The organism is Leclercia sp. UBA2479 (genome assembly GCF_002341985.1).
Classification (GTDB): domain Bacteria; phylum Pseudomonadota; class Gammaproteobacteria; order Enterobacterales; family Enterobacteriaceae; genus Enterobacter; species Enterobacter pneumoniae.
Genome location: NZ_DDPB01000013.1, coordinates 479,833 through 505,842 on the forward strand (window position 1 = coordinate 479,833; position 26,010 = coordinate 505,842).

The following is a 26,010-nucleotide window of genomic DNA, read 5'->3' on the forward strand; positions in this document are numbered from 1 at the left end:
TCAGCTCAAACGGAGAAGATCATGCACGTACTGTCTGCCGAACAGGTTTCACAACGTTATCGGGCGCTTCGCCCCAGGCTGCTGCTGTGTATGGTGATTGGCTACGCCGCGTTCTACCTGACGCGTAAAAGCCTTAACTATGTGTTACCCGCGCTGCAGATGGATTTGGGGCTGAGTAAGAGTGATATCGGGCTGATTGGCTCGCTCTTCTACCTGAGCTACGGGCTGTCGAAATTTGCCGCCGGACTCTGGCACGACAGCCACGGTCAGCGGGCATTTATGGGCATCGGGCTGCTGGCGACAGGGGTGTTGAACGTGTTGTTCACCTTTAGCGATGCCTTCCCGCTGCTGCTGTTTATCTGGACGCTGAACGGCTTCTTCCAGGGATGGGGATGGCCGCCCTGCGCCAGATTGTTGACCCACTGGTACTCGCGCAATGAGCGCGGCTTCTGGTGGGGATGCTGGAATACCTCCATCAATATTGGTGGTGCAATTATTCCACTGATTTGTGCCGCTGCCGCCCACTGGTGGGGCTGGCAGGCGGCGATGCTGACACCGGGGATAATCAGCATCATGCTTGGCCTGTGGCTGACCACACAACTGCGGGGCACACCGCAGGAAGAGGGTCTGCCGACGGTCGGCGAATGGCGTAACGATCCGCTCGAGTTACGCCAGCAACAGCAGAGCCCGCCGATGGGTTTGTGGCAGATGTTACGCAGCACCATGCTGCAAAACCCGATGATCTGGCTGCTCGGGGCGTCGTATGTGCTGGTGTATCTCATCCGCATCGCCCTGAACGACTGGGGGAATATCTGGCTGGCAGAGAGCCACGGGGTAAACCTGCTGAGCGCTAACGCTACGGTGATGCTCTTTGAAGTGGGCGGACTGCTGGGGGCGCTCTTTGCCGGGTGGGGATCGGATCTGCTGTTCAGTGGTCAGCGTGCGCCGATGATTTTGCTTTTCACGCTGGGGTTGATGGTGTCGGTGGCCGCCCTGTGGCTGGCGCCGGTCCACCATTACGCCCTGCTGGCGATGTGTTTTTTTACGGTGGGATTTTTTGTCTTTGGTCCGCAAATGCTCATTGGCCTTGCCGCCGTGGAGTGTGGACATAAACAGGCTGCAGGGTCGATTACCGGTTTTCTTGGCGTGTTCGCTTATCTGGGGGCCGCGCTAGCCGGGTGGCCGCTGTCGCAGGTTATCGAACGCTACGGCTGGTCGGGAATGTTCAGTTTGCTCTCGATCGCCGCCGTGCTGATGGGTTTGTTACTGATGCCATTGCTGATGGCGGGCATCACCGCTTCTCGCAGTCACATAACGTCATAAAAGGCTGAATAATGAAAACGACACTTCTCTCTACCCTCATTGCTTCCGGGATCGCGCTGGCTACCTTAACGGGTGCCGCACAGGCTAAAGGCCGCCTGGTGGTTTACTGCAGCGCAACCAACGAAATGTGCGAAGCCGAGACCAAAGCGTTCGGCGATAAGTACGACGTCAAAACCTCGTTTATCCGCAACGGTTCCGGCAGCACGCTGGCGAAGGTGGATGCCGAGAAGAAAAACCCGCAGGCCGACGTCTGGTATGGCGGCACCCTGGATCCGCAGTCTCAGGCGGGCGAAATGGGGCTGCTGCAGCCGTACAAATCGAAGAATCTTGAGCAGATCATGGAGAAATTCCGCGATCCGGCCAAAGTGAAGGGCAACCTCTCTTCGGCGGTCTACGTTGGGATCCTCGGCTTTGGTGTGAATACCCAGCGTCTGAAAGAGAAGAACCTGCCGGTGCCTCAGTGCTGGAAAGATCTGACCAAACCGGAATACAAAGGCGAGATCCAGATTGCCGATCCGCAAAGTTCCGGCACTGCCTACACCGCGCTGGCAACTTTTGTCCAGCTGTGGGGTGAAGATCAGGCCTTCGACTACCTGAAGCAGCTTAACGGTAACGTCTCTCAGTACACCAAATCCGGCATTGCCCCGGCGCGTAACGCCGCACGCGGCGAAACGGCCATCGGCATCGGGTTCCTGCACGACTACTCCCTGGAAAAAGAGCAAGGGGCGCCGCTGGAGCTGATCTCCCCGTGCGAAGGCACCGGGTATGAAATTGGCGGCGTGAGCATTCTGAAAGGGGCGCGTAACGAAGAGAACGCGAAGCTGTTCGTCGACTGGGTGTTGTCGAAAGAGGCTCAGGAGCTGGCATGGAAGAAAGGCAAATCCTATCAGATCCTGACCAACACCACGGCGGAAACTTCGCCGAACTCCCTCAAGCTCGACGATCTGAAGTTGATCAGTTACGACATGGATAAGTATGGCTCCACGGATGTGCGAAAAGCGTTGATCAACAAATGGGTCAGCGACGTGAAGATGGGTAAATAAGCCCGCAAACAGTGGTTATCACCCGGCGCCATTTTGCCGCCGGGTCTCCAACACCTGGAAAACTTATGTCACACACACTCGCTCTCCATCCCGTCAAAAAACGGGATGCGGTATTCCTTTGGGTTTTACTCGGCTGGCTGGCCTTTGCCCTGCTGCCGAGCTGGAGCCTTGATTACGGCCTGCTGGAGTCCACCAGCGACGAGATCCTCGACGCCTACAGCTGGTCGCAGGTTAATATCAGCTGGCTGTGGTACGTGCTGCCAAGCCTGTTGCTGGTGCGTCCGTTTAACGAAGCGAAACGCGAACAGCGCAGCCGCCATTATCTGGACGCCGGCTGGGCGCTACTGTGCATGGCGTTTGTGGTCATAAGCGCTACCCTGGAAGGGCGCGGTTTAGGCTATGCCACCATCGTGCTGTTCGTGGCGCTGGGTGCCATCATGACCCTGGCCCTTACCCGCCTGGAGTGGCTGGGCGGTGACCGCTTTGTCATTGGATCCCTTATCACCATTGTTGCCCTGATCGGCATTTTTATCGTCTGGCCCAGCATCGCCATCTTTATTCCGATGTTTACCAACGATGCCGGCGAGTTTGCTCCGCTGGCATTTATGAATGTGCTCTCGCAGGCGCACATCATTCAGGTGATCATTAACTCCATTCTGTTGTCGATTGCCGTCGGTATCGGCTGCACCTTCTTCGGGCTGGTGCTGGCCATTTACACCACCCGTATCGCCAAACGCAGCGCGATCATCGGCCGCATCTTCTCCATTCTGCCCATTGTGACCCCGCCGTTTGTGGTGGGCTTAGGCGTAACGCTGATGATGGGGCGCTCCGGCTATGTGACCGAATTTATGGTGGAGTGGTTCGGTTTAACCAATACCAACTGGCTGTACGGCTTTACCGGCATCTGGCTGGCGCAGGTGCTGGCCTTTACGCCGATGGCCTTTATGATCCTCGACGGGGCCATTAAAACGATTCATCCGTCGCTGGAAGAGGCCTCCTATACGCTGCGCGCCAGCCGCTGGCAGACCTTTAACGGCGTCTTCGTGCCGCTGCTGAAACCGGCGCTGGCCAACGCCTTTTTAATTGTCATTGTCCAGTCGCTGGCGGACTTCAGTAACCCGCTGGTGCTGGGCGGCAACTTCGACGTGCTGGCGACGCAAATCTACTTCTATATCACCGGTTCGCAGCTGGACTATCAGGCGGCCAGTACGCTGGGTGCCTTCCTGCTGCTCTTCTCGCTGCTGGTGTTCTGTATCCAGTACATGTGGATTGGCAAACGCTCCTACGTGACCGTCTCCGGTAAATCCTACCGCGGTGATGTGCAGCCGCTACCGGTGACGCTGGTGTGGAGCGTGATCGCGCTGCTGGCGGTGTGGATCGCCTTCAACGCCCTGCTTTACGGCAGCATCTTCTACGGCAGCTTCACCGTCAACTGGGGAGTGGATTACACCCTGACGCTGGATAACTTTATCAAGTTGTTCGGCCAGGGCATGAGCGACGGCGCATGGCCTTCGCTGCTCGACACGCTGCTCTACGCCGGGATCGCCGCGCCGATCACCGCCGCCTTCGGTCTGCTGATTGCCTGGGTGGTTGTGCGCCAGCAGTTTAAAGGGAAAAAGACTATCGAGTTCACCACCATGCTCTGCTTCGCCGTACCGGGCACCGTGGCTGGCGTCTCCTATATTCTGGCCTTTAACAGCGCGCCGGTGTACCTGACCGGCACCGCCGCCATCGTCATTATTTCCATGGTGATGCGTAACGTGCCGGTGGGCATTCGCGCCGGGATCGCCGGGCTGGGTCAGATCGACAAGTCGCTGGATGAAGCCTCACTCAGTCTGCGTGCCGGGAGCTTGCGAACCATTACCCACATCCTGCTGCCACTGCTGCGCCCCGCCATTTTGTCGGCGCTGATCTACAGCTTTGTGCGCGCTATTACCACCGTCAGCGCCATTGTGTTCCTCGTCACGCCGGATACCCGCGTGGCAACGGCCTACATTCTGAACCGCGTGGAAGACGGCGAATATGGCGTGGCGATTGCCTACGGCTCGATCCTGATTGTGGTCATGCTGGCGATCATTTTCCTCTTTGACTGGCTGATCGGTGAGGCACGTATCTCCCGTTCAAAAGCCAAAAACCAGGCGTAACACTATGACTCAGAAACATTTCGTTGAACTGCGTAACGTGACCAAGCGCTTCGGCGCTAACACGGTGATTGAGAATATCAACCTGGCGATTCCGCAAGGACAAATGGTGACGCTGCTTGGCCCATCTGGCTGCGGCAAAACGACCGTCCTGCGTCTGGTGGCCGGACTGGAGAAGCCGACCGAAGGGCAGATTTATATCGACGGTGAAGATGTGACACACCGCTCCATTCAGCAGCGTGATATCTGCATGGTGTTCCAGTCCTACGCCCTCTTCCCGCATATGTCGCTGGGGGAGAACGTCGGCTACGGCCTGAAGATGCTGGGCGTCTCGCGCGCGGAGATTAAAACCCGCGTCCAGGAGGCGCTGGCGATGGTGGACCTGGAGGGATTTGAAGATCGCTATGTGGATCAGATCTCCGGCGGGCAGCAGCAGCGCGTGGCGCTGGCCCGTGCGCTGATCCTCAAACCCAAAGTTCTGCTCTTTGATGAGCCGCTGAGTAACCTCGACGCCAACCTCAGACGCAGCATGCGCGATAAAATTCGCGAGCTGCAGAAGCAGTTCAATATCACCTCGCTGTATGTGACCCACGATCAGAGCGAGGCGTTTGCGGTCTCTGACACCGTACTGGTGATGAACAAAGGCAATATTATGCAGATTGGCTCCCCGCAGGATCTCTACCGTCAGCCCGCGTCGCGCTTTATGGCGAGCTTTATGGGGGATGCCAACCTCTTTCCGGCGAACTTCAGTGAAGAGGCGGTGGAAATCCACGGCTACCGGCTGCCCCGTCCGCTGCATTTCGCCGCGCAGGGAACAGGCACCGTTGGGGTACGCCCGGAGGCCATCACCTTGAGTCAGCACGGCGAGGCAAGCCAGCGCTGCGTGATTCGCCACGTGGCCTATATGGGACCGCAGTATGAAGTGATTGTGGAGTGGCACGGGCAGGAAATTTTGTTGCAGGTGAATGCCACGCGGCTACAGCCGGACCTGGGGGAGTCGTATTACCTGGAGATTCATCCGTACGGGATGTTTGTGCTGGCAGACGTGGCGTGAGGTTGTGCGCGCGTCTCCCCCCTCACCCTAACCCTCTCCCTCAAGGGAGAGGGGACCGTTCGGTTTTCGTCTTTTCGCGGTTTTCTCCCTCTCCCTGTGGGAGAGGGGAGCGTTCGGTTTTCGTCTTTTCGCGGTTTTCTCCCTCTCCCTGTGGGAGAGGGCCGGGGTGAGGGCATCAAGCTGCACAAAACTCAGCGCAGCGCATATAACTCAGCAATATCCTTCGGCGTCGTCCGACAACACCCGCCAATTAACTTCGCTCCGGCCGACTGCCATTGCGGCAAATACCCCGCCAGCGTCTCGCACGCTTCACCGTGGTGATGCCAGGTCTTGCTCACCGCATCATAGTGCTCGCCCGAGTTCGGGTAGACCACCAGCGGCAATGCCGTCAGGCGTTGCAGATGTTGCAGCGCCGCCGTGGTGTTTTCCAGGGCGATACAGTTGATACCCAACGCCACAATCTGTGGGAAGTTATCCAGCACAGCAATGACTTCACGCAGCGGCGTGCCGTCGCTCAGGTGCTCGCTGTCGCGCAGGGTAAACGAGAACCATGCCCGGGCGCGGGGGTATTCTGTCAGCAACGCGGCCAGCGCTTTAATTTCAGGGAATGACGGCAGGGTTTCGCAGGCCAGCAGATCGGCCCCCGCGTCCAGCAGCGCCTCTACCCGTGGGCGGTGGAACGCGGTAAATTCTTCCGCGCTGCGCACGTAGTCGCCGCGGTATTCGGAGCCATCCGCCAGGTAAGCACCATAGGGCCCGACGGAGCCCGCCACCAGCAGCGTGCCCGCCTGGGCGTTCTCGGCCAGATATGCCTCGCGCGCTTTGCGCGCCAGCTCCACGCTTTTACCAATCAGCGCCCGGGATTGCGCTTCGTCCAGCCCGCGTGCCGCAAAGCCTGCAGGCGTGGCCTGATAGCTGGCGGTGATCGCCACCTGCGCGCCAGCACGATAGTAATCAAGGTGCACTTCACGGATAAGATCCGGGTTTTCCACCAGCACTTTGGCAGACCAGAGGCCGTCTGCAAGATTACAGCCGCGCGCTTCCAGCTCCGTTGCCATCGCGCCATCCAGCACCACAAAGGGTTGTTTTTCGAGGATGGCGGTAAGCGGATTATTCTGCGACATGTTGATGCTCCTGCGTTGTCAGATTTCGGGTCAGGTAGTACGCACCATAACACAGGGCGACGAAGGGGAGTCCGCAATAAAGGGCAATGCGCTGGCTGGGGTCAAACCACAGGCCGACGCAGGCCACTACGCAGAGGATAAAACCAAGCACCGGCACTAACGGATACCACGGCGCCCGATAGTGCAGGTCAGAGAGCGGCAGGCCAGCCTGCACATGACGGCGGCGGAAGACAAAGTGCGAAGCGCAAATGCTGATCCACACCGCCACCACCGCGAAACCGGAAATGGCAGAGAGCGCGACGAATACCGTATCCGGGGCCACCACGCTTGAGAACAGCGCCAGTACGCCGCCCAGCATCGATACCGACAGCGCCGTCAGCGGCACGCCATTTTTGTTAACCCGGGCAAAGCAGCGCGGCAACGTTTTCTCGTTCGAGAGCGACCACAGCATCCGGCCAGAGGCATATAACCCCGAGTTCGCCGCCGAAAGGATTGCCGTCAGAATCACAAAGTTAAAGATATCCGCCGCGTAAGGAATACCCACTTTCTCAAAGACCAGCACGAATGGGCTTTTCTCTACCCCGGCCTGCTGCATCGGGATCAGGGCCGCCAGCACAAAGACGGTGCCGATAAAGAAAATGATCAGCCGGGCGATGGTGGTACGGATCGCTACCGGAATCACCTTGTGCGGGTTTTCGGTCTCCCCCGCCGCAATGCCGATCAGCTCCGTTCCCGAAAAGGCGAAGTTCACCGCCACCATGGTCATCAGGATCGGCAGGCCGCCGTGCGGGAACCAGCCTTCAGCGGTGATATTGCTCAGGCCCGGCGCGGGAGAGCCGTCCTGCATCGGGATAAACCCAAAGATCGCCGCGCCGCCGAGAATGATAAAGGCAATGATGGTGATAACTTTCACCAGCGAGAACCAGAACTCCCCTTCGGCAAAGAACCGGGTAGAGATGACGTTAAGGGCAAAAATCACGACGCAGAACACCACGCACCACACCCAGACGGGCACCTGCGGGAACCAGTACTGCATGCAGAATCCGGCGGCGGTAAAGCTTGACCCGAGCGCGACCGTCCAGGTGAGCCAGTAAAGCCAGGCGACGGTGTACCCGGTCGCCGGGCCCAGATAGCGGGCGGCATAGACGTGGAATGCGCCGGTCTCCGGCATCGCGACGGAAAGTTCGCCCAGACACTGCATCACCAGCCACACAACCAGTGCGCCAATCAGGTACGCCAGCAGCGTGCCCGCCGCGCCGGTCGTCGAAATAATGTATCCGGTATTGAAGAATAACCCTGTGCCAATGACCCCACCCAGCGAGAGCATAATCAGGTGGCGTGTTTTCATGGTGCGCTTTAGCTGCCCATTTTCGTGTTCTGTTTGCATATTACCTTCTAAACGTATGGACATCTAAACATCCAAAGAAGGTGTGTTATACCGCGATTGTTAACAAAAAGCTAGCCAACCAGCCGCAGCCGGGCACGTCGTGCGCTGAGTCTGGGGTGAGCTGTGAGGATCACGTAGAGTATTGGTCGCCAGGCCATAATGTCCTCCGCAAGAAGATACTTACAGCATGGCGCGGGGGGCAAACTTTCTCGGTCAGGCGAAAGTGGTATCTGTTTACTGTTTGCTAAACCTTTGTATGCCTTACGCAGTCTTTAGAGGCCATTACTGGACCCGGGCCCCCGCCCGCCCGCTTATCTGATGAAGCACGCGCGCAATTATTGGTAAATCCGTTAAAGGGTTCTATAGTCGTCACAGTTACTTAGTTATCAGGATTCACTATGCGATTTAACGGACTGACCAAAGGTTTCTTCATCTTTATTCTCGCCCTTGTCACCTGGGCTTTTTTTGATGTGCTCTCCCCCTACTTCTCTGCCATTTTGTGGGCGGCCATCCTGACCATCATTTTCAACCCGGTGAAAAACAAACTGCGCACCCTGCTGGGCGAGCGCAACGGTCTGGCGTCGTTTTTGACCCTGTGCATTATCTGCCTGATCGTCTTTATTCCGTTGATGGTGATCCTCTCGTCGCTCGCCATTGAGCTGAACGTGGTGTACACCAAGCTTCAGCAAAACAATACCCAGTTCCCGGAAGTGGTGGCCGGTATCCTTAACCGCCTGCCCGGCTGGGCGAGCGGCTTTCTTGCCGATCACAACCTGGCGAATGCGGCGGAGATTCAGAAAAAACTCTCTGAAGCCGCGCTGCGGGGTGGGCAGTACCTGGCTGGCAGCGCATTCCTGATCGGCAAAGGCACATTTGGCTTCGCCATCAGCTTTGGCATTATGCTCTATCTGCTCTTCTTCCTGCTGAAGGATGGGCCTTACCTGGTACGCCAGATCCTGGATTCGCTGCCGTTGAGCAACTTTGCGAAAGAGCACCTGTTTGCCAAATTCGTCGGCGTCTCACGGGCAACGGTGAAAGGTACAGCGGTAGTGGCAGTCGTTCAGGGCACGCTTGGCGGGATTGCGTTCGCGATTGTCGGTATCGACGGCAGCATATTGTGGGGCGCGCTGATGGCGTTCCTCTCGCTCGTCCCGGCCGTCGGCTCGGCTATCGTCTGGGTGCCTGCCGCCATCTTCCTTTTCGCCACGCACCAGCTGTGGCAAGGGCTGTTTATTGTCGGCTTCTTTGTGATTATCGTTGGGCTGGTGGATAACATTCTGCGTCCGTTGCTGGTGGGCAAGGACACCAAAATGCCAGACTATCTGATCCTTATCTCCACCCTCGGCGGTATGGAGTTGTACGGGATCAACGGCTTTGTGATTGGCCCGCTGATTGCGGCGCTGTTTATCGCCTGCTGGAATCTCTTCTCCGGTCGTGACCATGCTGGCAACACCGAAGAGCTGGATGCCGATTTCCTTGAAGAGGGGAAAACCCCGCCCGATTTGTGAAGGGGCATCGGTAAACGATAAACCAGGCGGCACTGTGCCGCCTTTTTTATTAGCTGAAATCAAACATTTTCTATAATTTGAAAGAACGCCACCCCACTTTCGTCGTAAAAGGATCCAACAGGTGCGAATCGCTACGATTACCAACTGGGCCTACGGCGCCACCGTCTGTCTGACTATCGCCTCAGGCATTGTGATGCTAATGGCTTCTCATGCTGACAACGTTGAGCGTCAGGCCGTGAAACAGCGGCAGATGTTTGATCAATTCAGCGAAGAGATCGAAACAGATGCCTGGAGGCTGTCTGACTTAGCCCGCCTGTTTGTCATCAAAAAAGATCCCTCCGCACTGGAAGCGTACCGGCAGGAGGCCCGCGAACTGAAGAACGTGGAAGTCCGGCTGACGCAGCTGAAGGATAATGGCGCCTCTATTGAAGAGCTCTCCCTGCTGCGTGACGGATTACAAATTATCGATGAGTTGCAGGACGAACAGCAGGCGGCACTGGCGGATATGGCCAGGGGGGAAGAGCAACAGGCCTTGGACCTGCTTTATGGCTCACCTTATGAACAAGAGCTTGAACGCGCCCAGCGACAAATTGACCATTTTCGCCAGATGCTGGACAAACGAATCATCGCCGACGTTCACGCCGCCACCAACAAATCAAAAACGTTGCGCACCGCTTCGGAAGTGATGGTGGGCCTCACCGCCCTGCTCTTCTTGTTCGTGCTGGGCTTTATTCTTAAACGCCGCGTCCTGCACCCGGTGGTGCGCCTGAGCGACGTGGTGCACCGGCTGGCTTCGCAGGATTACGCCGTTGAAACGCCGAACTTCAATCAGATCGATGAAATTGGCGATATGGCGCAGGCCATCCGTATCTTCCGTGAAAACGGCCTGGCCCGACAGCGGCTGGAAAAAGAGCGCGATGCCGACTGGGCCATCCGCGAACTGCTGGCACGGATGACGCAGCGCCTGCAGGGATGCGAGAACTTTGCGGATGTCATTAACGTGGCGAAGCTGTTTGCCCCCAATATCGCGCCTGGCGTTTCCGGGCGCTTATATATTCTCGATCGCGAACTCTGGGAGATGCGCTGCGCCGCGGAATGGCTGGCACCAGAGGGGGACAAAACGGCGTTCCATCCGGATGCATGCTGGGCGGTACGGCGCGGGCAGAGCCACCCTCCGAGGAGCGGTGAGCCGGATATCACCTGCTATCACTTGCCGGCATCCTGCGCACATCAATCCTTATGCGTGCCCCTTATCGCCCAGGGAGAAGCCATTGGGCTGCTCTCTTTCCAGAACCTTACCCCTGAAAACGCTCCGTCGCGTGCTTATCTGGAGTTAATGGCAGAGGCGCTGGGCCTGGCGCTGGCTAACCAGAGATTGCGCGATGCCCTGCTGGAAAAAGCCCTGTTCGATCCGCTGACCGGCCTGCGCAACCGCCATCATCTGGAAGATACCCTGCGAACCCAAATGGCGCAGGCGATGCGTAATAAGGAGCCGGTGAGCTGCCTGATGATCGACATCGATCACTTCAAGAGCATTAATGACCGTTTTGGTCACGAGGCGGGCGATCTGGTCATTAAAAGCGTGGCGACGATTGTGCAGCGCGCCGTGCATGAATCCGGCCTTGCTTTCCGCTATGGCGGCGAGGAGTTTCTGGCGCTGCTCGCCGGGGCAGATGAAGCTGCCGCCCACGCTTGCGCAACGGAAATTTATGACGGGGTACGGGGGTTGTCGCTGCGCTATGGCCTGGCTGAACTTGGCCCGGTTGACGTCTCTATCGGCATCGCCAGCTACCCGGAACATGCTCAGAGCGATACCCTGCTGCGCGCGGCCGACGTGGCGCTATACCGCGCGAAGGAGCTGGGCCGTTCGCGAATTGTCAGTTTCGGCATGCTGGAGGCGGGTTAACGATCCGCGCTAAAAAAGTCAGGGCCGATAACGCAGTCCGTTTTTTCACTTACAGGAGCACGCCATGCTGGAATTACGTCCCAACTGTGAATGGTGCGATGTCGATTTGCCGCCTGAATCAACGGCGGCAAGAATCTGCTCTTTTGAATGCACTTATTGCGCAGTGTGCGCTGAACACGCGCTGGACAATCGCTGCCCAAATTGCGGAGGCGAACTGGTGAGACGGCCGATTCGCCCGGCCAACAAACTTGAGAAATTCCCCGCTTCTCTTACCCGGGTGCATGCGAAGCGGCCAGCGTAATGCTAGCGCTTACTGATGGCCAGTTTGGCGGCAAACAGCAAAAAGACGCAGCCCGTTGTGCGATCCATCCATTTCACCACGGCGGGCTTTTTTAGTACTCCGGCGGCGTAGCGCGTCGCCACAATCAAGGTCAGCGACCAGAGGGTGCCAATCAGCACGTGGATACCCACCAACAAAAACGTCCAGAGCAGCGGCGAGTGACCGTTCGGGATAAATTGCGGTAAAAACGAGACGTAAAACACGCCCATTTTTGGGTTGAGCACGTTGCCCAGCATCCCGCGAACAAACCAGTTACCCGATGGATGGGTTGCAGCCTGATTAAGGGTAAATTGCTGACGCGGGCGCAGTAAGAGTTGAATGCCTAACCAGCAAAGGTAGGCTGCACCACACCACTTCAGTAGCGTATAGGCGAATTCAGACACTGCCAGCAGCGCCCCCAGCCCAAAAGCCACCATTGCTCCCCAGATAAAACAGCCCACATCTATCCCCAGTGCTGCATGAAAGGCTTTTTTGCCACCTTCCGCAGTGGCGGTGCGCAGGATCAGGGCGGTATCAAGGCCGGGAGTCAGTGTCAGTAGCGTGGCAGCGAGAGTAAAGGCCAGCAGGGCATCGGTAACAGTCATTCAGGAGCTCCGAAAACACAGAGGTTAACGTTAAGCCATCGAAGGGGCAATCCTGAATATTGAGGGGATGCCCTTGTGAATCGTTCGATTATCGACGGGTCAGCGCCAGGCGAATACCCAGGGTGATAAAGGTCGCGCCAACAACGCGATCCAACAGCGTTTGCAGCGTTTTATTTTGCGATACCGCTCCTGCGGCGCTGCCCGCCAGAACGGCAAAAGTCACGTCGGTGAGAAACGCAATGAGCGCATAAACCAGCCCCAGCAGCAGGAATGAGACCGCCTGATGCTCGCCGCCCGGGGAGACAAATTGCGGGAAGAAGGAGATGAAAAACAGCAGTACCTTCGGATTGGTGAGGGTAGTAATAAAGCCTTTTGACAGCAAACTGTAAGGGTGCAGTAGCGGCTTTATGGTCGGCCGCGCTGTATCCTCGGCCTTCTTCTGGCTTAGCGTGCCGAGGATCATCTTGCTGCCCAGATACATCAGATAGGCTGCACCTAAATATTTAATCACGGTGAACATCAGCGGAGAGGCGGCGATTAACGCGGTGAGACCTACCGCGCTGGCAACCGCATGGGTACAACTTCCCAACGCTACCCCCGCCGCAGAGATCACCCCGGCCCGGCGCCCATTGGCCACGCTCTGCCCGACAACGTAGGCGATATCTGGCCCCGGCGTGATGGAAAGAAGAAGAACAGACAGAGCAAACAGTCCAAAATGCGTAATATCCAGCATGGTGACCTCCATAGGGTGGGTTCCATACCTTAACATTGTTGATAAGAAGTTATCCACGAACAAATAGCATGATTAATCAATATTTAAGCATAATAATTCATACAACCCTTTTTACTATTCCTACAGCCGCGAAACTAAGTAAGCATAGCCGTATTCAATGGACGTGATCACATGATCACAATTTACCTCTTCCTCAGACAATTTTATGCCGTATTTCGCTCATTCCAGGCGTCGGTAAACTGGATATTACCGTCTTCGATTCTCCAGGTTATTTTTTCATATTGAAGGCTGACGCTTTCAACGTGATTGATTTTACTGTTTCCTGCTAACTTTATATTAGGTACGCTACAATTAACGCCTGTAACCTTTACTTTTTCCATCAAAACCGTGTAGTAACACACCTCCTGACCGGCATCATTTATTTTATAAAACTTAATTTCCGCACTTTTCATTGATTGTCCAGTCGCGGCGGCTTTATATAAATAGGGTGTAGAACTGTCCACCTCTTTTTCAATCATCATTGATGAATGTTGTCGACTACCTGTAATCTTACCTGTTAAATTGTCTACCGGTAAATTTATACCATGGCCGAGGCCAATGATCTCTATACTGCCTTCGCGATATCTAATATCAACAGATCCTTTAATATCTGCACCACCATCATCTTTAAGCCACATATAGGGTGGAATCGGCATGTTATCTCTTCCTGTATCTATTGATTAAGTTTAAAAATGCTAAATAAATAAGCACTGCTAATGAGAGGATGACAAACATATCTATATAAAACAGCGTATCGTACAGAGTTTCGCAATTAACATCGCTATAAAGAAATCGACAAAACATTGTTGCCAGACTACCGTCGATATAACTTTCGGGGCCTGGCAAGACTCGACCCACAGCCATAATAACTAATAAAAACAATGATATGTGGCAAGAATAGTATAGGAAATGTTTATTAACCACGAGCCTGCACCTCGACCCACCCACGAACCTTAAGTGAGCGCATACAGGGAACCTGAACAAGCTGAGTATTCATTGGCTGAGTCTTTAAATTCAACGCGTTTTTGAGATAACCAGTTGCCTTTTTGCCTGTCAACGATCCAGTACTTTCCTGGTGCAATAGGACCATCTCCTGCATTTGCCATACATGAGAGATTATTTCGATAAAACCCTTGACCTAAAAAATCCATAAAAACACCGACACCAAATAAATTGAAAGGCGCATAATCAGCGCCATTAAGAATCAAGCTTCCTTGCAGCGCCATATACTCACCTTAAGCTAAAGTCATAATGGCCCAGGCTATAGGCAGCTTAAACTTAATTCAACAGAGAGATTTCCGTTTCAGAAATGATTAATATTTCATATTTGTATAAGTAACATCGTTATCATATTGTGCATAGACAAACTTATAATACTCATGCAACACAAGGCTTGACATGATCACAATTGAAGAATCCGACCCACGCAGTGCTGATTCGCAGCGACTTATTGAATATCTATCGGCTGAGTTATCCCGCATTACGGGCTCCAGCGGGGAAAGCAATTTCAAGCTGGACGATGTCATGGCGCCGGGGGCGAGGTGGGTTATCGCCAGAGATGCCAGCCAAACGCCAGTCGGCTGCGGCGCGTTTCGTCCGGTGTCGGCTACCACTGCCGAACTAAAAAGAATGTTTTCGAGCAGAACACAACCCGGTATTGGCACAGCCATTCTGACCTGGCTGGAGCAGGCCGCGCGCGAGCTTGGGTATCAGGAGCTCTGTTTAGAAACCCGTGTCGTGAATACTCGGGCGGTAGATTTTTACTTAAAACAGGGATATCAAAACATTCCCAATTACGGGGTGTATGTGGGGCGCGATGATGCGGTCTGTTTTGCTAAGCGGATTGGTTGAAAGGGGGATGGTGCGATAATAGGAACAAGTCACGTATGATAAGCTATTGTAATCAATCAAAAAAATCAAGAACCTCATTGCCAGATACCCCCAGAAGTACCCCCATCAGTTCTTCTCTGAGACAAGGCGGCAAAATTACAGCAAGCCCAACCCCCCCACAACTTCAGTCCTAAAAACCCCACACATGAATACTTAGGTTAAAAAAATGATATCTAAGTAACAGATGGAGAGAACTGAACCCTTCATACTAAGAAATCACAATGCAGCGAACCCAGTTGTTTATCTGATAGATTTACCATGTTCAACATGAACATGCGGCAGTAGTAAGAGCTGTGTTAAAATTTTCATCATAATGAACTCATTGAAAATTCATGAAAGGAACTATGAAAAACGATACTTTGGCTAGGCCTTCATCAATCTATCTTGAACGAAACCTTTTTTATGGTGACAAAACGTTCACTGAAACTGAATTACTCCAAGCTTCAAGGTACATTGTGATTTTAGCTGAACCAGGTGGCGGTAAAACAGAGCTAATGAATAATCTTGCCCGAAGATTAGAGACAGAAACTGTTAATGCCAGCGTTTTTTTGTTCGCAGGAATTAATGAAAAAAACACTCCATTATTGATCGATGCGGTAGATGAAGTTGCAACAATCGATCAATCAAGCATTTATAGATTATTGAGTGAAGTCAAGAAAAACACCCCTTCATTAGTAATTATGTCAAGTCGTTCAAGTGAATGGGGACAATCATCAACTATAGCATTTGAGCAATTTTTAGGGTCCCCACCTCTAATAGTTAGATTGAACGAATTTGATCGGCAACAACAATCTGAAATATTTGAATTTCATACATCTGGCGAAGATTTTGATAGTTTCGAAAGAGAAGTTTGTCGTTTTAACTTAGAGATGCTTTTGCCAAATCCGCAATTTTTAAAAATGTTTGCAGACGCTTATATTGAAAGTAATAGACATTTTATAAATAAACGTTCAATTTTTTCATTAGCAGTTGAACGTTTAGCGAAAGAGGCTAATGCTAAAACTCCCTTGAAGCCATCACATTTAACAGTAGAACAAAAAATCGAACTTGCTTCAGAAGCATTCGCAAAATTACTTCTATCAGCATCGGAAGGTATAACAACATCAGAAGCGAACGAAAGTATAATTTATCCGTTACTAAAAACACTTCTTCCTAAAAATCAAGCATCTAGTGACATCCTTTCAACAAGGTTGTTTAGACTAGGAGAATGTGAATATCAACATCGTCCAGTACATAAGATAGTAGTTGAATACTGCGCCGCTTATCACTTAATTAAAAGAATAAATAATAATAGTGATCCACTTACTCTGTGGAAATGCCTTCCTATTATTGCACCAAACAATGTAGCTCGCGATGAATTGAGAGGCCTAATCGGATGGATGGCAGCATTAGGAAGCAAGTCAATACAAGAGAAATTGATTGGAATTGATGCTTATGCTGTATTGGCTAACGGTGACCCCTCACAATTAGAACCATCATCAAAAAAACTACTTTTAACAAAACTGAAAGAAATTCAAGAAAAAGATCCTTATTTCCGGAGAGGTGATTTTTGGCGTAGATTCAGCGTAGCTGGTTTTTTTACAAGAGATGTTTCTGAACAAATTAGATCATTAATAGTTGGAAGTAATGACAGTCATTTAAGAGGACTCATTTTTGAATTAATCTCTGGCTCAGAAGTAGTTGAATCGCTTGCTAACGATATTTATGAAATTGCAGGAGACATTGGAGAATCCAATAATATCAGAACTTCCGCAGTTGATTGTTTGTTGCATTTAAAAGATTATGACCTTTTTCCAACACTTCAGATATTACTTTTTGAAGCTACCAATTTGTCATTAAATATGTCCGCTAAAATAATTGAAAAAATTGGTGTTGAGAATTTCTCACTAAAATTCTTGTCAAACTACTTAAAACTATGTACACATTTATATCCCACTGAAAGACAACCTTTAGAAAGAGTAGTTGGCACTCGATATTTCATTAAGAAGTTTGTGAGGTCACTACCTACATATCATCTCGAACCGTTACTTAATTCATTAACTTATGAAATTACTTGTACTTGTGGAAAAGATAGCTACGAGTGCTATTGTCGACTGGGTATTAGTAAAATAGTTGGATTAATTGTTGATCGTTACTTTGAATTTGTAGCACCTCCATACTCACCAGAAAAAGTATGGGCTTGGCTGCATAATCTTAATTTTGTTCATCCTTTACAGCAACAACATAGCAAATCAGTTGAAGTCATTCAGTCAAACAATAAATTAAGACAAGGAATTATTTCTTTTGTATTTGGCCCATTGAAAGATCGAGATGAAATATTTGACCTTAAGACACATACATTTCAAAATTCATTATATGCTCACTCTGGCCTTCAAATGCGTAACGAAGATTATAAATTTATTATCACCTATGCTTTTGAAATCGATAACCATGAGCTTTGGGCTGGTTTCTTCAGTCCTCACAGACGATTTGGTGTTAATAATCTTCGTGGAAAAGATGAATTGCGTCATTTAATGCGCCAACACGCATGTTCCAAACCTGAGTTTATGAAAGTATGGATGCGGTTAAAGAAAGCTTTTAAAGATATGGAAAAGAAAAATTCTGGTTTACATCGTAAACTTGATCGCAAGAGGAAAAGATATGAAAAAAAACGACAAGAAAAAAGATTTACTAATATAGCTTATATTAATGAAAATAGAACTCTGATCGAAAGTGGGCAGCACTGGAATTGTCTTCTCCATTTTGCGCATCTTACTCTCTCTAAACCAGACCAGATAGCAAAAGAAGTTGGCGATATTTCATTAGTTAGAAATGCCTTAAAAAATTGTATCGGATTTATTTCAGCTCACGTGCCAAACCTCCGAGAACTCGCTAAATTACAGTGTGAATCCAAATATTCACATTATGAAATGGTATTGTATGCAGCCTGTTTAGAAATCTTCCGAGCGGAAAGAAGCTTGGAGCGTGTACCTTCATCAATGCTAGCTTCTTTACGCACTGGAATTAATATGGGATTTAGTGCATTAACCTCTGATGAATCCGAGTTATTGAAAGCTGAGATAGATAGAATTCTCTTCGATAATGATAAAAATTTTGCTGAGGAGTTCTTAAGAGAATATGTTGAACCCCAGCTTCAACAACCATGCGCATACCCAGAAGTATGGCTACTTGAAAATGAAACAGTTTTTAACCATCTGCGTTCAAAACTAGCTCTTGAATGGCTTGAAAAATATCCAGATATAGATAGTGACACCCTGTATACACTTTTCGAGATTGCTGTTAAAAACAGTAACAGAGACTCTTTAAAAAAATTAATTTCTCACAAGTGTTTACTATTAGAAGACGTCGAATCTTTAAAAAATTCTCCTGTTAGTTTACAAAAAACATTTTGGTATCTTCGGGATTTTTATTTTAATGATGAAGTAAATCAAACCAGGTGGAGCTATTTGTCCCTCGACAGGGAAAACATCCTTTTATTTCATGGTGTTTCTGATAGAATTCCCTATAACAATCAGTCAACTTGGCCAGAACTTTCAGCAATTAAAATTGAATATATTCTTACAGCTTTTTACAATCTTTGGCCTCAAACCAATCCTTCGTCCGATTTGATCAACGACAGTTCAAATGAAGAGAAAGCATCTAGATTCATGAATGATTTAGTCTGGAAAATTAATTCAGATGACTCATTAGATGCATTACCCGTAACTAAAAGATTATTATCCGATCCAAAATTCACATTATTGAAAAATGCACTGCAAAGCATTCATACACAGCAAGTTCGAAAACAAGCTCTTCATGATTTTGTCCCTCCTACTCCAAATGAAATTGTAAAGTATTTAGATAATGGAGAAATTGTTACGGTCGAATCTTTACGTCAACTTATAATTCAAGAACTAAATGATTTTCAAGGCGCATTATATGGTGGCGAGTTTAATTCTACCGATAGATTCTATCAGAATGGACAGCATATCAGCGAGAATGATTCAACAGCAATTATTGCCGAACGTTTAAACTTACGTTTAGAACCCCAAGGAATTTCAATTACTCCAGAGCATCAGCTAAAAAACCATAATAGAAGTGATTTTACAGCCACAAAAATATTAAACGGCAAACGTTGCTTATTAGTTACAGAGGTTAAAGGGCAGTGGCATCGAGAATTATACAATGCTGCATCCGCACAACTGTATGAACGTTACTCCATTCATCCTGATGCGGAGCAACAAGGAATTTTTCTTGTACTTTGGTTTGGAAAAGAAGTTGCGGTTGCAGGAAAAAAAACGCATCAGTTTCAATCAGCTGAAGAGCTGAAAACCAAAATTGAAGGATTTTTACCCCACGAATTAAAAAATTTAATAGATATTTTTGTACTTGACGTCAGCAGAACTTAATTCAATAAAGGGTGTGCTAAATCTACATTGATAGGCGTAATTGTTTATCTGAAGCAACTGTAACTTAGAGCGCATTCTGCCAAAATCCCCACTGACGCTGCCGGTGGGTGACAACTTTTGACAACTCAATCTGAACGCCAGCGTCCGGGCAAACCAGAACAGGGATCTGAAAGAGGCTCGAGGATGGTTGCAAAGGGGGAGTGCTTAACACCTCCCCTTCCCGAGTTCGTGTACCTGAGGCAAATTGCAACACATGCAAAGCTGTGTGACGCAGTGGCAAGACTAGGATATTTGATGCAGATCCAGTGAAATTATTAGGGGGCTAATCGTTATACTTAACAGATCCACAACAGAGACAGGGATATTTCCAACAGCAGGATGTAAACTAGAGCAAGAAAGAACCAGCCTCCTCCACTAGGAGGGGGTGATAAGAAAGTAAATATTACTGTGTGGGCTGTAGCCGACAAACAAAATCATTTAGGATATATCATGAATAATAAAGAAAATTTGATAGAGCTTTATAATCAAGTGATTGTTTTAGGTAGTTATATAGAATTAGAAAAATACGCTAGATATCCAATCACAGCTATGCACCCAGGAAAGACCCCTGAAACTTTGACGGAAGAAGAATTAATAACGCTGATTACTGCATCAGTTACAAATATGACTGGTCAAGTCTGTTAGCATATTCGATTAAGCCCACACTCAAAGACGTTCCAGACTGAAGGCAACGAAAAATAAAAGGGACCATACTGGTCCCATGATGTGATATTAAGTGATTGACTGAACCAAAACAGTTTTAAGACGAAGCACTCTGCATGCTGACAACTATAGGGGGACAACACGCCAGGGCAAATTGGCGTCCAAAATCCGTTACCAACACCGCCCCTTTAACAATATCAGCACTACGATTGCTTTTTTCGATTTTAGCTATCAGCTCAGTGATAATCGGGTTTTCAACTAAAGGGCGATACCACTCATCATTTGTGTAAGATGTGCCTTCTGGTATCTCGCACAACCCCAACCTAACCAAATTATCAAGATATGCTGGCACCAAGTGCTTAAACTCGCATCCGGCCCTATGCCCGATTTGAGAAAAGTATCTCAGTTCAGTTGTGTGCCCATCCATGAGGGTTTTATTTGGAATCGACGCTTGTACTGATATAAGCGGATTTATGCTTTCACTAGCAGCAAATCCACGAACAATTTTTGCTTCATCCGGAGTCATCTGCTTAATAATATCGACAAATGCAGGATGGGCTTTTTGTATTGTATCCTTGTTCATAGCAGTGGCTAGCAATGAAGCATACATTTCACTTAACGACTCTTCATGACCTGTATACCTTAGGGCCTCTATTGCAGGACCTGCAACGTGCGGGGAAGGAGTTACAATTTTCTCTCGGGGAACATCCTTGAGTTTTTCAGCAACTTTGGTGGCAGTAAACTCGCGAATCTGTTCATATCCCCACACTAAACCACTAACTGGCGCTAAAGCGACATTAACAAGTTTGGCTACGGTTCCAAGTGCTTTACCAATCTCTTGTGCCGCTGGCTGAAGCGCATCCTGATAAATTGGAACTTCCTTTGCCACTGCTGCAACTGCATTCGCAACATCTGCAACTTTGCTATTTGTGGACTCTTCATCAGCCATATCAATCACCAGTGGAATCATTAAGTTTCAAGAGATTATACATTTGTCGTTGAATCATTGGTAATTTGAAGGTTTCGAAAATTTGATCAATAGCAACCATTTAGCACCGTGTTGGGTATACCCACAAAAAGCGCCAAAGGCGTATCATCAGTTTGTCAGTTAACCGCTCTCTTATCGAGTACCGATCATTTATGGCTCGGTGAACACCACGGCAGAGCCAGCTCCTTTCCCGGACTGGTTAGGCTTCCCAACATTTGCTCGTTTATCCGTGGCGTGTCATCACGACAGGCTTTAACGGGACACCGCGCTAAGTGTGGAGCGGTTAAAAGTTGCGGGATTGATTAGAGACGTTGGCAGCGTCATCAGCTTCGAGTTGATAGCGGTTCGTGTGGACTGTTCACGCTTTGTACCTGTTCGAGCTTTACAACTACAGGCCGCTACGTGCTAACATCCCTGAATAGCCACTGTTAACCATAGCGGCAACTGTTGGTCATATAATCCCTTAAAATAAGATTGTACCTTGAGATCGATAATCGCCTTAAGATATTGTTTTTAAAGGATTTTGTTGTGTGAGTGCCGATAATAGGAGTCGAACCTACGACCTTCGCATTACGAATGCGCTGCTCTACCAACTGAGCTATATCGGCTTTTCAGGCCTGCCACGAACGTGACAACGGTTTGCAAGGTTAAGAAAAAGCGCTTTCCCCGTCAACACCTTCGCCTTCCAGTTGATGTTTTTTGCATCAAGCCCTGAATAATCAGCACAAAATGTATGGGTAACCCTAACTAAAACGCAGTCCCTCCTGCCTTCACATTTATCATTAAAAGACCCGCTCGCGGCCACTCCCTACTCTCTTTCCTTTCGAAATCAGCTATCTTCATTTTTATCTCTCTACAATAAAGCCCCGTGAGCGCAGGTCGATACTTCCCCAGACTGCGGCAATAAAATCGGGAGTGGGTATCGGATGCAGAAACTTTTTGTCAATGATGAGACGACCGGGCCGGTTCTGGAGCATAAAAGTACGGCCTCCTTTATCAAACGCGCCCTGATGCTCATGGTGTCACTGCTATCGGCCCTGTTTGTCATCGCCATCATTGTGCTGCTGATTATCGTGCACAATATCAACCAGGAAACCGATAAACATAGCGCCCTGCTGCTGGAAAAAGCGATCCATAACCGCATTGATACCCTAACCACCCATATTAAAGACTATGCCTGGTGGGGCGAGGCCTATCAGCACCTTCACCCCTATGTGGATGTTGAATGGGCTTATACCCGGCAAAATATGGGCGCCACGCTCTGGCGTGATTTTGAGTACGAGGGGATATTCGTACTCGACGGTGCCGGCCAGACGCGCTACAGCGTGATCGACGGCGCGCTGGTCACGCGGCCTCTGCAAGCGTGGCTGGGGGATAACCCCATTCCAGAGCTATTGCATAAAATCGACAGGCCGGACGGGGAACCGCTGGCCAGCACCATCGTCATGAAAGCTGGGCATCCCGCCCTGGTGTTAGCGGCACGCATTACCCCTGGCGATGACTCACGCATAGCACGCATTCCTGGCCCGGCGCCTGTACTGGTGTTTGTGGATGTGCTTGATGACAAAAAGTTGATGGCGATGGGGGAAGAGTACGGCATCGCCCAGGCCCGCGTGCAACGTAGCAATGCGCCGGCGTTAGCGGGGCGTCGCGGCGTTGCCACCCTGCCTATCGACGGGCAGCAGATCGCTTTTGAGTGGAAAAGTGAAAACCCCGGTCGGGAACTGATGCGCTACATCCTGCCGCTGCTGATTTTACTGGCGCTCTGTACCGGCTTTGCCGGGGTGATTCTGGGACGCAACGCGCTAAAAAAAGCCCGGATGTTTGATGAAAATACCTTTTTGCTGACCCAAAGTCGTCTTGCCCTCACCGCCAGCGAAAGGCGCTTTCGCGACGTGGCCGAGGCCACCACGGACTGGATCTGGGAAACGGACCCCGACCTGCGTTTTACCTGGCTTTCGGACCGCTTTCCCGGCATTACCGGGCACAGCATATCGGCATGGATTGGCCGTCCGGTGACCGAATTTTTAGAGGCTGAGGGTCAACCGCTGGCGGAGTGGATCACCCTGCCGGGCCAGACGGGCCATCGCCGGCTGCTTCACTGCCGCTATCTTTCGGCAATGGGCCACCAGCGCTATTGTCATATCGCCCTGAAGCCTGTTATCACGCCGGAAGGGATTACTGGCTACCGGGGCACCGCCACGGACGTCACGCTCGAAGTTGAAGCCCAGGCGCGCGTGCAGTATCTGTCGCGCCATGACGAACTGACCGGCCTGCCTAACCGGGTAAGAATGCGCGAGTTTCTGGAAGGTAAGCTGCAAGCGCAGCCTACGCAGGCGCATCCGCTGGCAATGATCAGCCTCGATCTGGATAAGTTCAAGCCGGTGAATGATCTGTTCGGTCACGGTGCTGGCGATACCGTGCTGCATGAGGTCTCGGCCCGTCTACGCCACTGCGTGCGCGACTACGATCTGGTGGCACGCCAGGGGGGAGACGAATTTATCCTGATTATCTCTGACATTCTCGATCGGCAGGATATCGAACATCTGTGTGAACGTATTCTCGCCGAGCTGGCGCGACCGTTCTTTATCAACGGCAATGAGATATTTATCGGCGCCAGTATCGGGATTGCGATGGCCCCGCAGGATGCCGTCGACGCGGGCGAACTGCTGCGCTTCTCGGACATCGCGCTTTATAAAGCCAAAAGCAGCGGGCGCAACAAATGGCTCTTTTACACTGCGGAAATGGCCGAGCAGATGGTGCAACGCCGCGAGATGGAAAACGGCCTGCGCGAGGCCATCAAGAAAGAGCAGTTCCGCCTGGTGTATCAGCCGCGCTATGGACATAACTCATCGCGGATTATCGCCGTGGAGGCCCTTATTCGCTGGGAACATCCTGAGCTTGGCCTGCTCATGCCCGATCAGTTTATCTCGCTGGCAGAAGAGACCGGCCTTATCGTTGCGCTCAGCGACTGGGTGCTTAAGACCGCCTGTCGCGATGCACAGCAATCTCTGAATGGCCTCTCAGTGTCGGTCAACATCTCTGCCGTGGAGTTCCAGTCCTGGAGCCTGGTAGAGCGCATCCGTGACGCATTAACCCTCTCCGGGCTCGACCCGGCGCGGCTGGAGATTGAGATCACTGAAAACGCCACGCTATGGAACCCGGAAAATAGCCTTGAGCTGATGCTGGCGCTTAAGAAGCTGGGGGTGAAATTGCTGATGGACGATTTTGGCACCGGCTACTCCTCCCTCAGCTATCTGCGCAACTTCCCGTTCGATGGGATCAAGCTCGATAAGTCCTTTATCTCCGGCATGCCGGAGAGCGACAGTGCCAATACCATCGTTGAAAATATTATCGGCCTCGGCAAAGCTTTTTCGCTGAGCATCACGGCGGAGGGGGTTGAGACGGAAGGACAGCTGCAAAAACTGATGATGATGGAGTGCGATGAAACCCAGGGGTACTTGATTGGGCGGCCGCTCAGTCTGGCAGCGTTACAGGAGCAGATGGCCGCGCTCGACTCGGCGGCGCAAGAGCGCACAGGGCAGCGGCTGGAGGAGTAACGCGGGCGGCCCTACAAGCCACCCGCGTGCATCAGCGTCGTTAGCGACGCACCGTGTCGTCGCCGAAGCCGACCCACTTGTAGGTGGTTAAGGCTTCAAGCCCCATCGGGCCACGCGCATGCAGCTTCTGGGTGCTTACTGCCACTTCCGCGCCCAGACCAAACTGGCCGCCGTCGGTAAAGCGGGTAGAGGCATTGACGTACACCGCCGATGAGTCCACTTCATTGATAAAGCGGTCGGCATGGCGCAGCGTGCGGGTCAGGATCGCATCAGAGTGCTGCGTGCCATGTTCACGGATGTGCGCAATGGCCTCATCCAGATCGGCCACCAGTTTGACGTTCAGATCCAGCGACAGGTACTCGTCGTCGTACTGTTCCGCTTTCACCGCCTCAACCTTCGCCGGGCCGCTTTGCAGCAGTGCCAGCGCATCTGGTTCCGCATGGAGGGTGACGCCGCTTTCCGCCATCTGCTTACTCAGCGCCGGCAGGAAGGTGCTGGCGATGCCCCGGTGTACCAGCAGCGTTTCAACGGTGTTACAGGTGCTCGGACGCTGGGTTTTAGCGTTAACGATGATCTTCAGCGCCGGGTCGATCTCGGCGCTCTCATCGACCAGGATGTGACACACCCCGATCCCTCCGGTGATCACCGGGATCGTTGACTGCTCGCGGCACAGTTTGTGCAGGCCAGCGCCACCGCGCGGGATCAACATGTCGATGTACTTATCCATGCGCAGCATTTCGGTTACCAGCGCGCGATCCGGACTTTCGATCGCCTGTACGGCACCGGCTGGCAGACCGCACTCTTCCAGCGCTTGCTGAATCACTTTCACGGTCGCGGCGTTGGTACGCCAGGTCTCTTTCCCGCCGCGCAGGATCGCGGCGTTGCCGGTTTTCAGGCACAGGGAGGCTACATCCACCGTCACGTTCGGGCGGGCTTCATAAATCACGCCGATTACGCCCAGCGGTACGCGGCGACGTTCAATGCGCAGGCCGCTGTCCAGCAGACCGCCGTCAATAATTTGTCCAACCGGGTCGGCCAGATTGCAGACCTGACGCACATCGTCGGCGATGCTTTTCAGACGCGCCGGATTCAGGGCCAGGCGGTCGAGCATCGCCTCGCTCAGACCATTGCGACGGGCTTCCAGCAGATCCTGTTCGTTGGCGAGCAGAATCTCAGCGGACTGCGCTTCCAGATAATCAGCGATTTTTTCCAGCACGCGGTTTTTCTCGCGACTGGAGAGGAGCGCCAGCTTGTACGAGGCGGCTTTGGCGGCGGCGCCCATTTGTTCCAACATTTTCTG

At 51.4% G+C, this 26,010-nt stretch carries 19 protein-coding genes and 1 tRNA gene; 11 read left to right on the top strand and 9 right to left on the bottom strand.

The genetic code is table 11. The annotated features are described in order from the left end of the window. Window positions 1-21 precede the first annotated feature (21 nt). From uhpC to fbpC, 4 genes are all read left to right on the top strand, one after another. On the top strand, window positions 22-1,323 hold the full coding sequence (gene uhpC, locus B3B59_RS20120) for an MFS transporter family glucose-6-phosphate receptor UhpC (RefSeq protein ID WP_286809840.1): 1,302 nt from the start codon (window positions 22-24) through the stop codon (window positions 1,321-1,323). Between the two features lie 11 nt (window positions 1,324-1,334). Beyond that, window positions 1,335-2,366, top strand: coding sequence for an ABC transporter substrate-binding protein (locus tag B3B59_RS20125; protein ID WP_040076991.1), 1,032 nt, complete (start codon window positions 1,335-1,337; stop codon window positions 2,364-2,366). A 65-nt stretch (window positions 2,367-2,431) separates the two neighbouring features. After that, complete coding sequence (locus tag B3B59_RS20130; RefSeq protein ID WP_286809841.1) at window positions 2,432-4,510, top strand: ABC transporter permease; 2,079 nt, start codon at window positions 2,432-2,434, stop codon at window positions 4,508-4,510. Window positions 4,511-4,514: 4 nt separating this feature from the next. Next, window positions 4,515-5,561 carry a ferric ABC transporter ATP-binding protein gene (fbpC, locus tag B3B59_RS20135; RefSeq protein WP_212477082.1) on the top strand — a complete coding sequence of 349 codons (1,047 nt, stop codon included), beginning with the start codon at window positions 4,515-4,517 and terminating at the stop codon, window positions 5,559-5,561. A gap of 191 nt (window positions 5,562-5,752) precedes the next feature. Here the strand turns inward: fbpC and mmuM are convergent, their stop codons facing one another. Together mmuM and mmuP are read right to left on the bottom strand one after the other, a co-directional pair. Then, a complete protein-coding gene (gene mmuM, locus B3B59_RS20140; RefSeq protein WP_286809842.1) occupies window positions 5,753-6,685 on the bottom strand; it encodes a homocysteine S-methyltransferase in 933 nt (310 codons plus the stop codon). Next, a complete protein-coding gene (gene mmuP / locus B3B59_RS20145) occupies window positions 6,672-8,072 on the bottom strand; it encodes an S-methylmethionine permease (RefSeq protein ID WP_046886727.1) in 1,401 nt (466 codons plus the stop codon). The genes mmuM and mmuP overlap by 14 nt, the downstream gene beginning before the upstream one ends. Window positions 8,073-8,470: 398 nt before the next feature. On the opposite strand from mmuP, the gene B3B59_RS20150 reads away from it, so the two are divergent. The 3 genes from B3B59_RS20150 to B3B59_RS20160 all read left to right on the top strand — a co-directional run bounded on the left by B3B59_RS20150 (window position 8,471) and on the right by B3B59_RS20160 (window position 11,787). Continuing rightward, window positions 8,471-9,580: an AI-2E family transporter gene (locus B3B59_RS20150; RefSeq protein WP_046886726.1), complete on the top strand. Its 1,110-nt coding sequence runs from the start codon at window positions 8,471-8,473 to the stop codon at window positions 9,578-9,580. A 121-nt stretch (window positions 9,581-9,701) separates the two neighbouring features. Then, on the top strand, window positions 9,702-11,486 hold the full coding sequence (locus B3B59_RS20155) for a diguanylate cyclase (protein ID WP_286809843.1): 1,785 nt from the start codon (window positions 9,702-9,704) through the stop codon (window positions 11,484-11,486). 64 nt (window positions 11,487-11,550) lie between these two features. Next, complete coding sequence (locus B3B59_RS20160) at window positions 11,551-11,787, top strand: DUF1272 domain-containing protein (protein ID WP_263616468.1); 237 nt, start codon at window positions 11,551-11,553, stop codon at window positions 11,785-11,787. Window positions 11,788-11,789: 2 nt separating this feature from the next. Here B3B59_RS20160 and B3B59_RS20165 read toward each other — a convergent pair whose 3' ends face one another. The 4 genes from B3B59_RS20165 to B3B59_RS20450 form a co-directional block, all read right to left on the bottom strand. Beyond that, complete coding sequence (locus tag B3B59_RS20165) at window positions 11,790-12,410, bottom strand: LysE family translocator (protein ID WP_286809844.1); 621 nt, start codon at window positions 12,408-12,410, stop codon at window positions 11,790-11,792. Between the two features lie 88 nt (window positions 12,411-12,498). Further along, entirely contained in the window at window positions 12,499-13,143 is a 645-nt protein-coding gene (locus B3B59_RS20170; RefSeq protein ID WP_286809845.1) for a LysE family translocator, read from the bottom strand. Between the two features lie 203 nt (window positions 13,144-13,346). Further along, window positions 13,347-13,838: an Hcp family type VI secretion system effector gene (locus tag B3B59_RS20175; protein WP_046886723.1), complete on the bottom strand. Its 492-nt coding sequence runs from the start codon at window positions 13,836-13,838 to the stop codon at window positions 13,347-13,349. Between the two features lie 297 nt (window positions 13,839-14,135). Continuing rightward, complete coding sequence (locus tag B3B59_RS20450; RefSeq protein ID WP_349676964.1) at window positions 14,136-14,408, bottom strand: tlde1 domain-containing protein; 273 nt, start codon at window positions 14,406-14,408, stop codon at window positions 14,136-14,138. 172 nt (window positions 14,409-14,580) lie between these two features. On the opposite strand from B3B59_RS20450, the gene B3B59_RS20185 reads away from it, so the two are divergent. The 3 genes from B3B59_RS20185 (at window position 14,581) to B3B59_RS20195 (ending at window position 20,144) form a co-directional block, all read left to right on the top strand. Continuing rightward, window positions 14,581-15,033, top strand: a complete 453-nt coding sequence (locus B3B59_RS20185) for a GNAT family N-acetyltransferase (RefSeq protein ID WP_286809846.1) — start codon at window positions 14,581-14,583, stop codon at window positions 15,031-15,033. A gap of 383 nt (window positions 15,034-15,416) precedes the next feature. Beyond that, window positions 15,417-19,460: an NACHT domain-containing protein gene (locus B3B59_RS20190; RefSeq protein ID WP_286809847.1), complete on the top strand. Its 4,044-nt coding sequence runs from the start codon at window positions 15,417-15,419 to the stop codon at window positions 19,458-19,460. 489 nt (window positions 19,461-19,949) lie between these two features. Next, on the top strand, window positions 19,950-20,144 hold the full coding sequence (locus B3B59_RS20195) for a hypothetical protein (protein ID WP_126497203.1): 195 nt from the start codon (window positions 19,950-19,952) through the stop codon (window positions 20,142-20,144). A gap of 115 nt (window positions 20,145-20,259) precedes the next feature. Here B3B59_RS20195 and B3B59_RS20200 read toward each other — a convergent pair whose 3' ends face one another. After that, window positions 20,260-21,132: a DUF4393 domain-containing protein gene (locus B3B59_RS20200; RefSeq protein WP_286809848.1), complete on the bottom strand. Its 873-nt coding sequence runs from the start codon at window positions 21,130-21,132 to the stop codon at window positions 20,260-20,262. Window positions 21,133-21,685: 553 nt separating this feature from the next. After that, window positions 21,686-21,758: transfer RNA gene (locus tag B3B59_RS20205), tRNA-Thr, on the bottom strand. Between the two features lie 318 nt (window positions 21,759-22,076). Between B3B59_RS20205 and B3B59_RS20210 the strand changes: the two genes are divergently transcribed. Continuing rightward, on the top strand, window positions 22,077-24,710 hold the full coding sequence (locus tag B3B59_RS20210; protein ID WP_286809849.1) for a bifunctional diguanylate cyclase/phosphodiesterase: 2,634 nt from the start codon (window positions 22,077-22,079) through the stop codon (window positions 24,708-24,710). A gap of 40 nt (window positions 24,711-24,750) precedes the next feature. On the opposite strand, the gene proA is transcribed toward B3B59_RS20210, so the two are convergent. Then, window positions 24,751-26,004 carry a glutamate-5-semialdehyde dehydrogenase gene (gene proA / locus B3B59_RS20215; protein WP_286809850.1) on the bottom strand — a complete coding sequence of 418 codons (1,254 nt, stop codon included), beginning with the start codon at window positions 26,002-26,004 and terminating at the stop codon, window positions 24,751-24,753. Between the last annotated feature and the right edge of the window lie 6 nt (window positions 26,005-26,010).

Excerpts from the sequence above, each read along its gene's own strand:
- B3B59_RS20170 (WP_286809845.1), bottom strand. The coding sequence starts at position 13,143 with ATGCTGGATATTACGCATTTTGGACTGTTTGCTCTGTCTGTTCTTCTT.
- uhpC (WP_286809840.1), top strand. The coding sequence starts at position 22 with ATGCACGTACTGTCTGCCGAACAGGTTTCACAACGTTATCGGGCGCTT.
- B3B59_RS20210 (WP_286809849.1), top strand. The coding sequence starts at position 22,077 with ATGCAGAAACTTTTTGTCAATGATGAGACGACCGGGCCGGTTCTGGAG.
- proA (WP_286809850.1), bottom strand. The coding sequence starts at position 26,004 with ATGTTGGAACAAATGGGCGCCGCCGCCAAAGCCGCCTCGTACAAGCTG.
- B3B59_RS20160 (WP_263616468.1), top strand. The coding sequence starts at position 11,551 with ATGCTGGAATTACGTCCCAACTGTGAATGGTGCGATGTCGATTTGCCG.
- B3B59_RS20450 (WP_349676964.1), bottom strand. The coding sequence starts at position 14,408 with ATGGCGCTGCAAGGAAGCTTGATTCTTAATGGCGCTGATTATGCGCCT.
- B3B59_RS20200 (WP_286809848.1), bottom strand. The coding sequence starts at position 21,132 with ATGATTCCACTGGTGATTGATATGGCTGATGAAGAGTCCACAAATAGC.
- B3B59_RS20185 (WP_286809846.1), top strand. The coding sequence starts at position 14,581 with ATGATCACAATTGAAGAATCCGACCCACGCAGTGCTGATTCGCAGCGA.
- B3B59_RS20165 (WP_286809844.1), bottom strand. The coding sequence starts at position 12,410 with ATGACTGTTACCGATGCCCTGCTGGCCTTTACTCTCGCTGCCACGCTA.
- B3B59_RS20150 (WP_046886726.1), top strand. The coding sequence starts at position 8,471 with ATGCGATTTAACGGACTGACCAAAGGTTTCTTCATCTTTATTCTCGCC.
- B3B59_RS20190 (WP_286809847.1), top strand. The coding sequence starts at position 15,417 with ATGAAAAACGATACTTTGGCTAGGCCTTCATCAATCTATCTTGAACGA.
- B3B59_RS20175 (WP_046886723.1), bottom strand. The coding sequence starts at position 13,838 with ATGCCGATTCCACCCTATATGTGGCTTAAAGATGATGGTGGTGCAGAT.
- B3B59_RS20130 (WP_286809841.1), top strand. The coding sequence starts at position 2,432 with ATGTCACACACACTCGCTCTCCATCCCGTCAAAAAACGGGATGCGGTA.
- fbpC (WP_212477082.1), top strand. The coding sequence starts at position 4,515 with ATGACTCAGAAACATTTCGTTGAACTGCGTAACGTGACCAAGCGCTTC.
- B3B59_RS20195 (WP_126497203.1), top strand. The coding sequence starts at position 19,950 with ATGAATAATAAAGAAAATTTGATAGAGCTTTATAATCAAGTGATTGTT.
- mmuM (WP_286809842.1), bottom strand. The coding sequence starts at position 6,685 with ATGTCGCAGAATAATCCGCTTACCGCCATCCTCGAAAAACAACCCTTT.
- mmuP (WP_046886727.1), bottom strand. The coding sequence starts at position 8,072 with ATGCAAACAGAACACGAAAATGGGCAGCTAAAGCGCACCATGAAAACA.
- B3B59_RS20125 (WP_040076991.1), top strand. The coding sequence starts at position 1,335 with ATGAAAACGACACTTCTCTCTACCCTCATTGCTTCCGGGATCGCGCTG.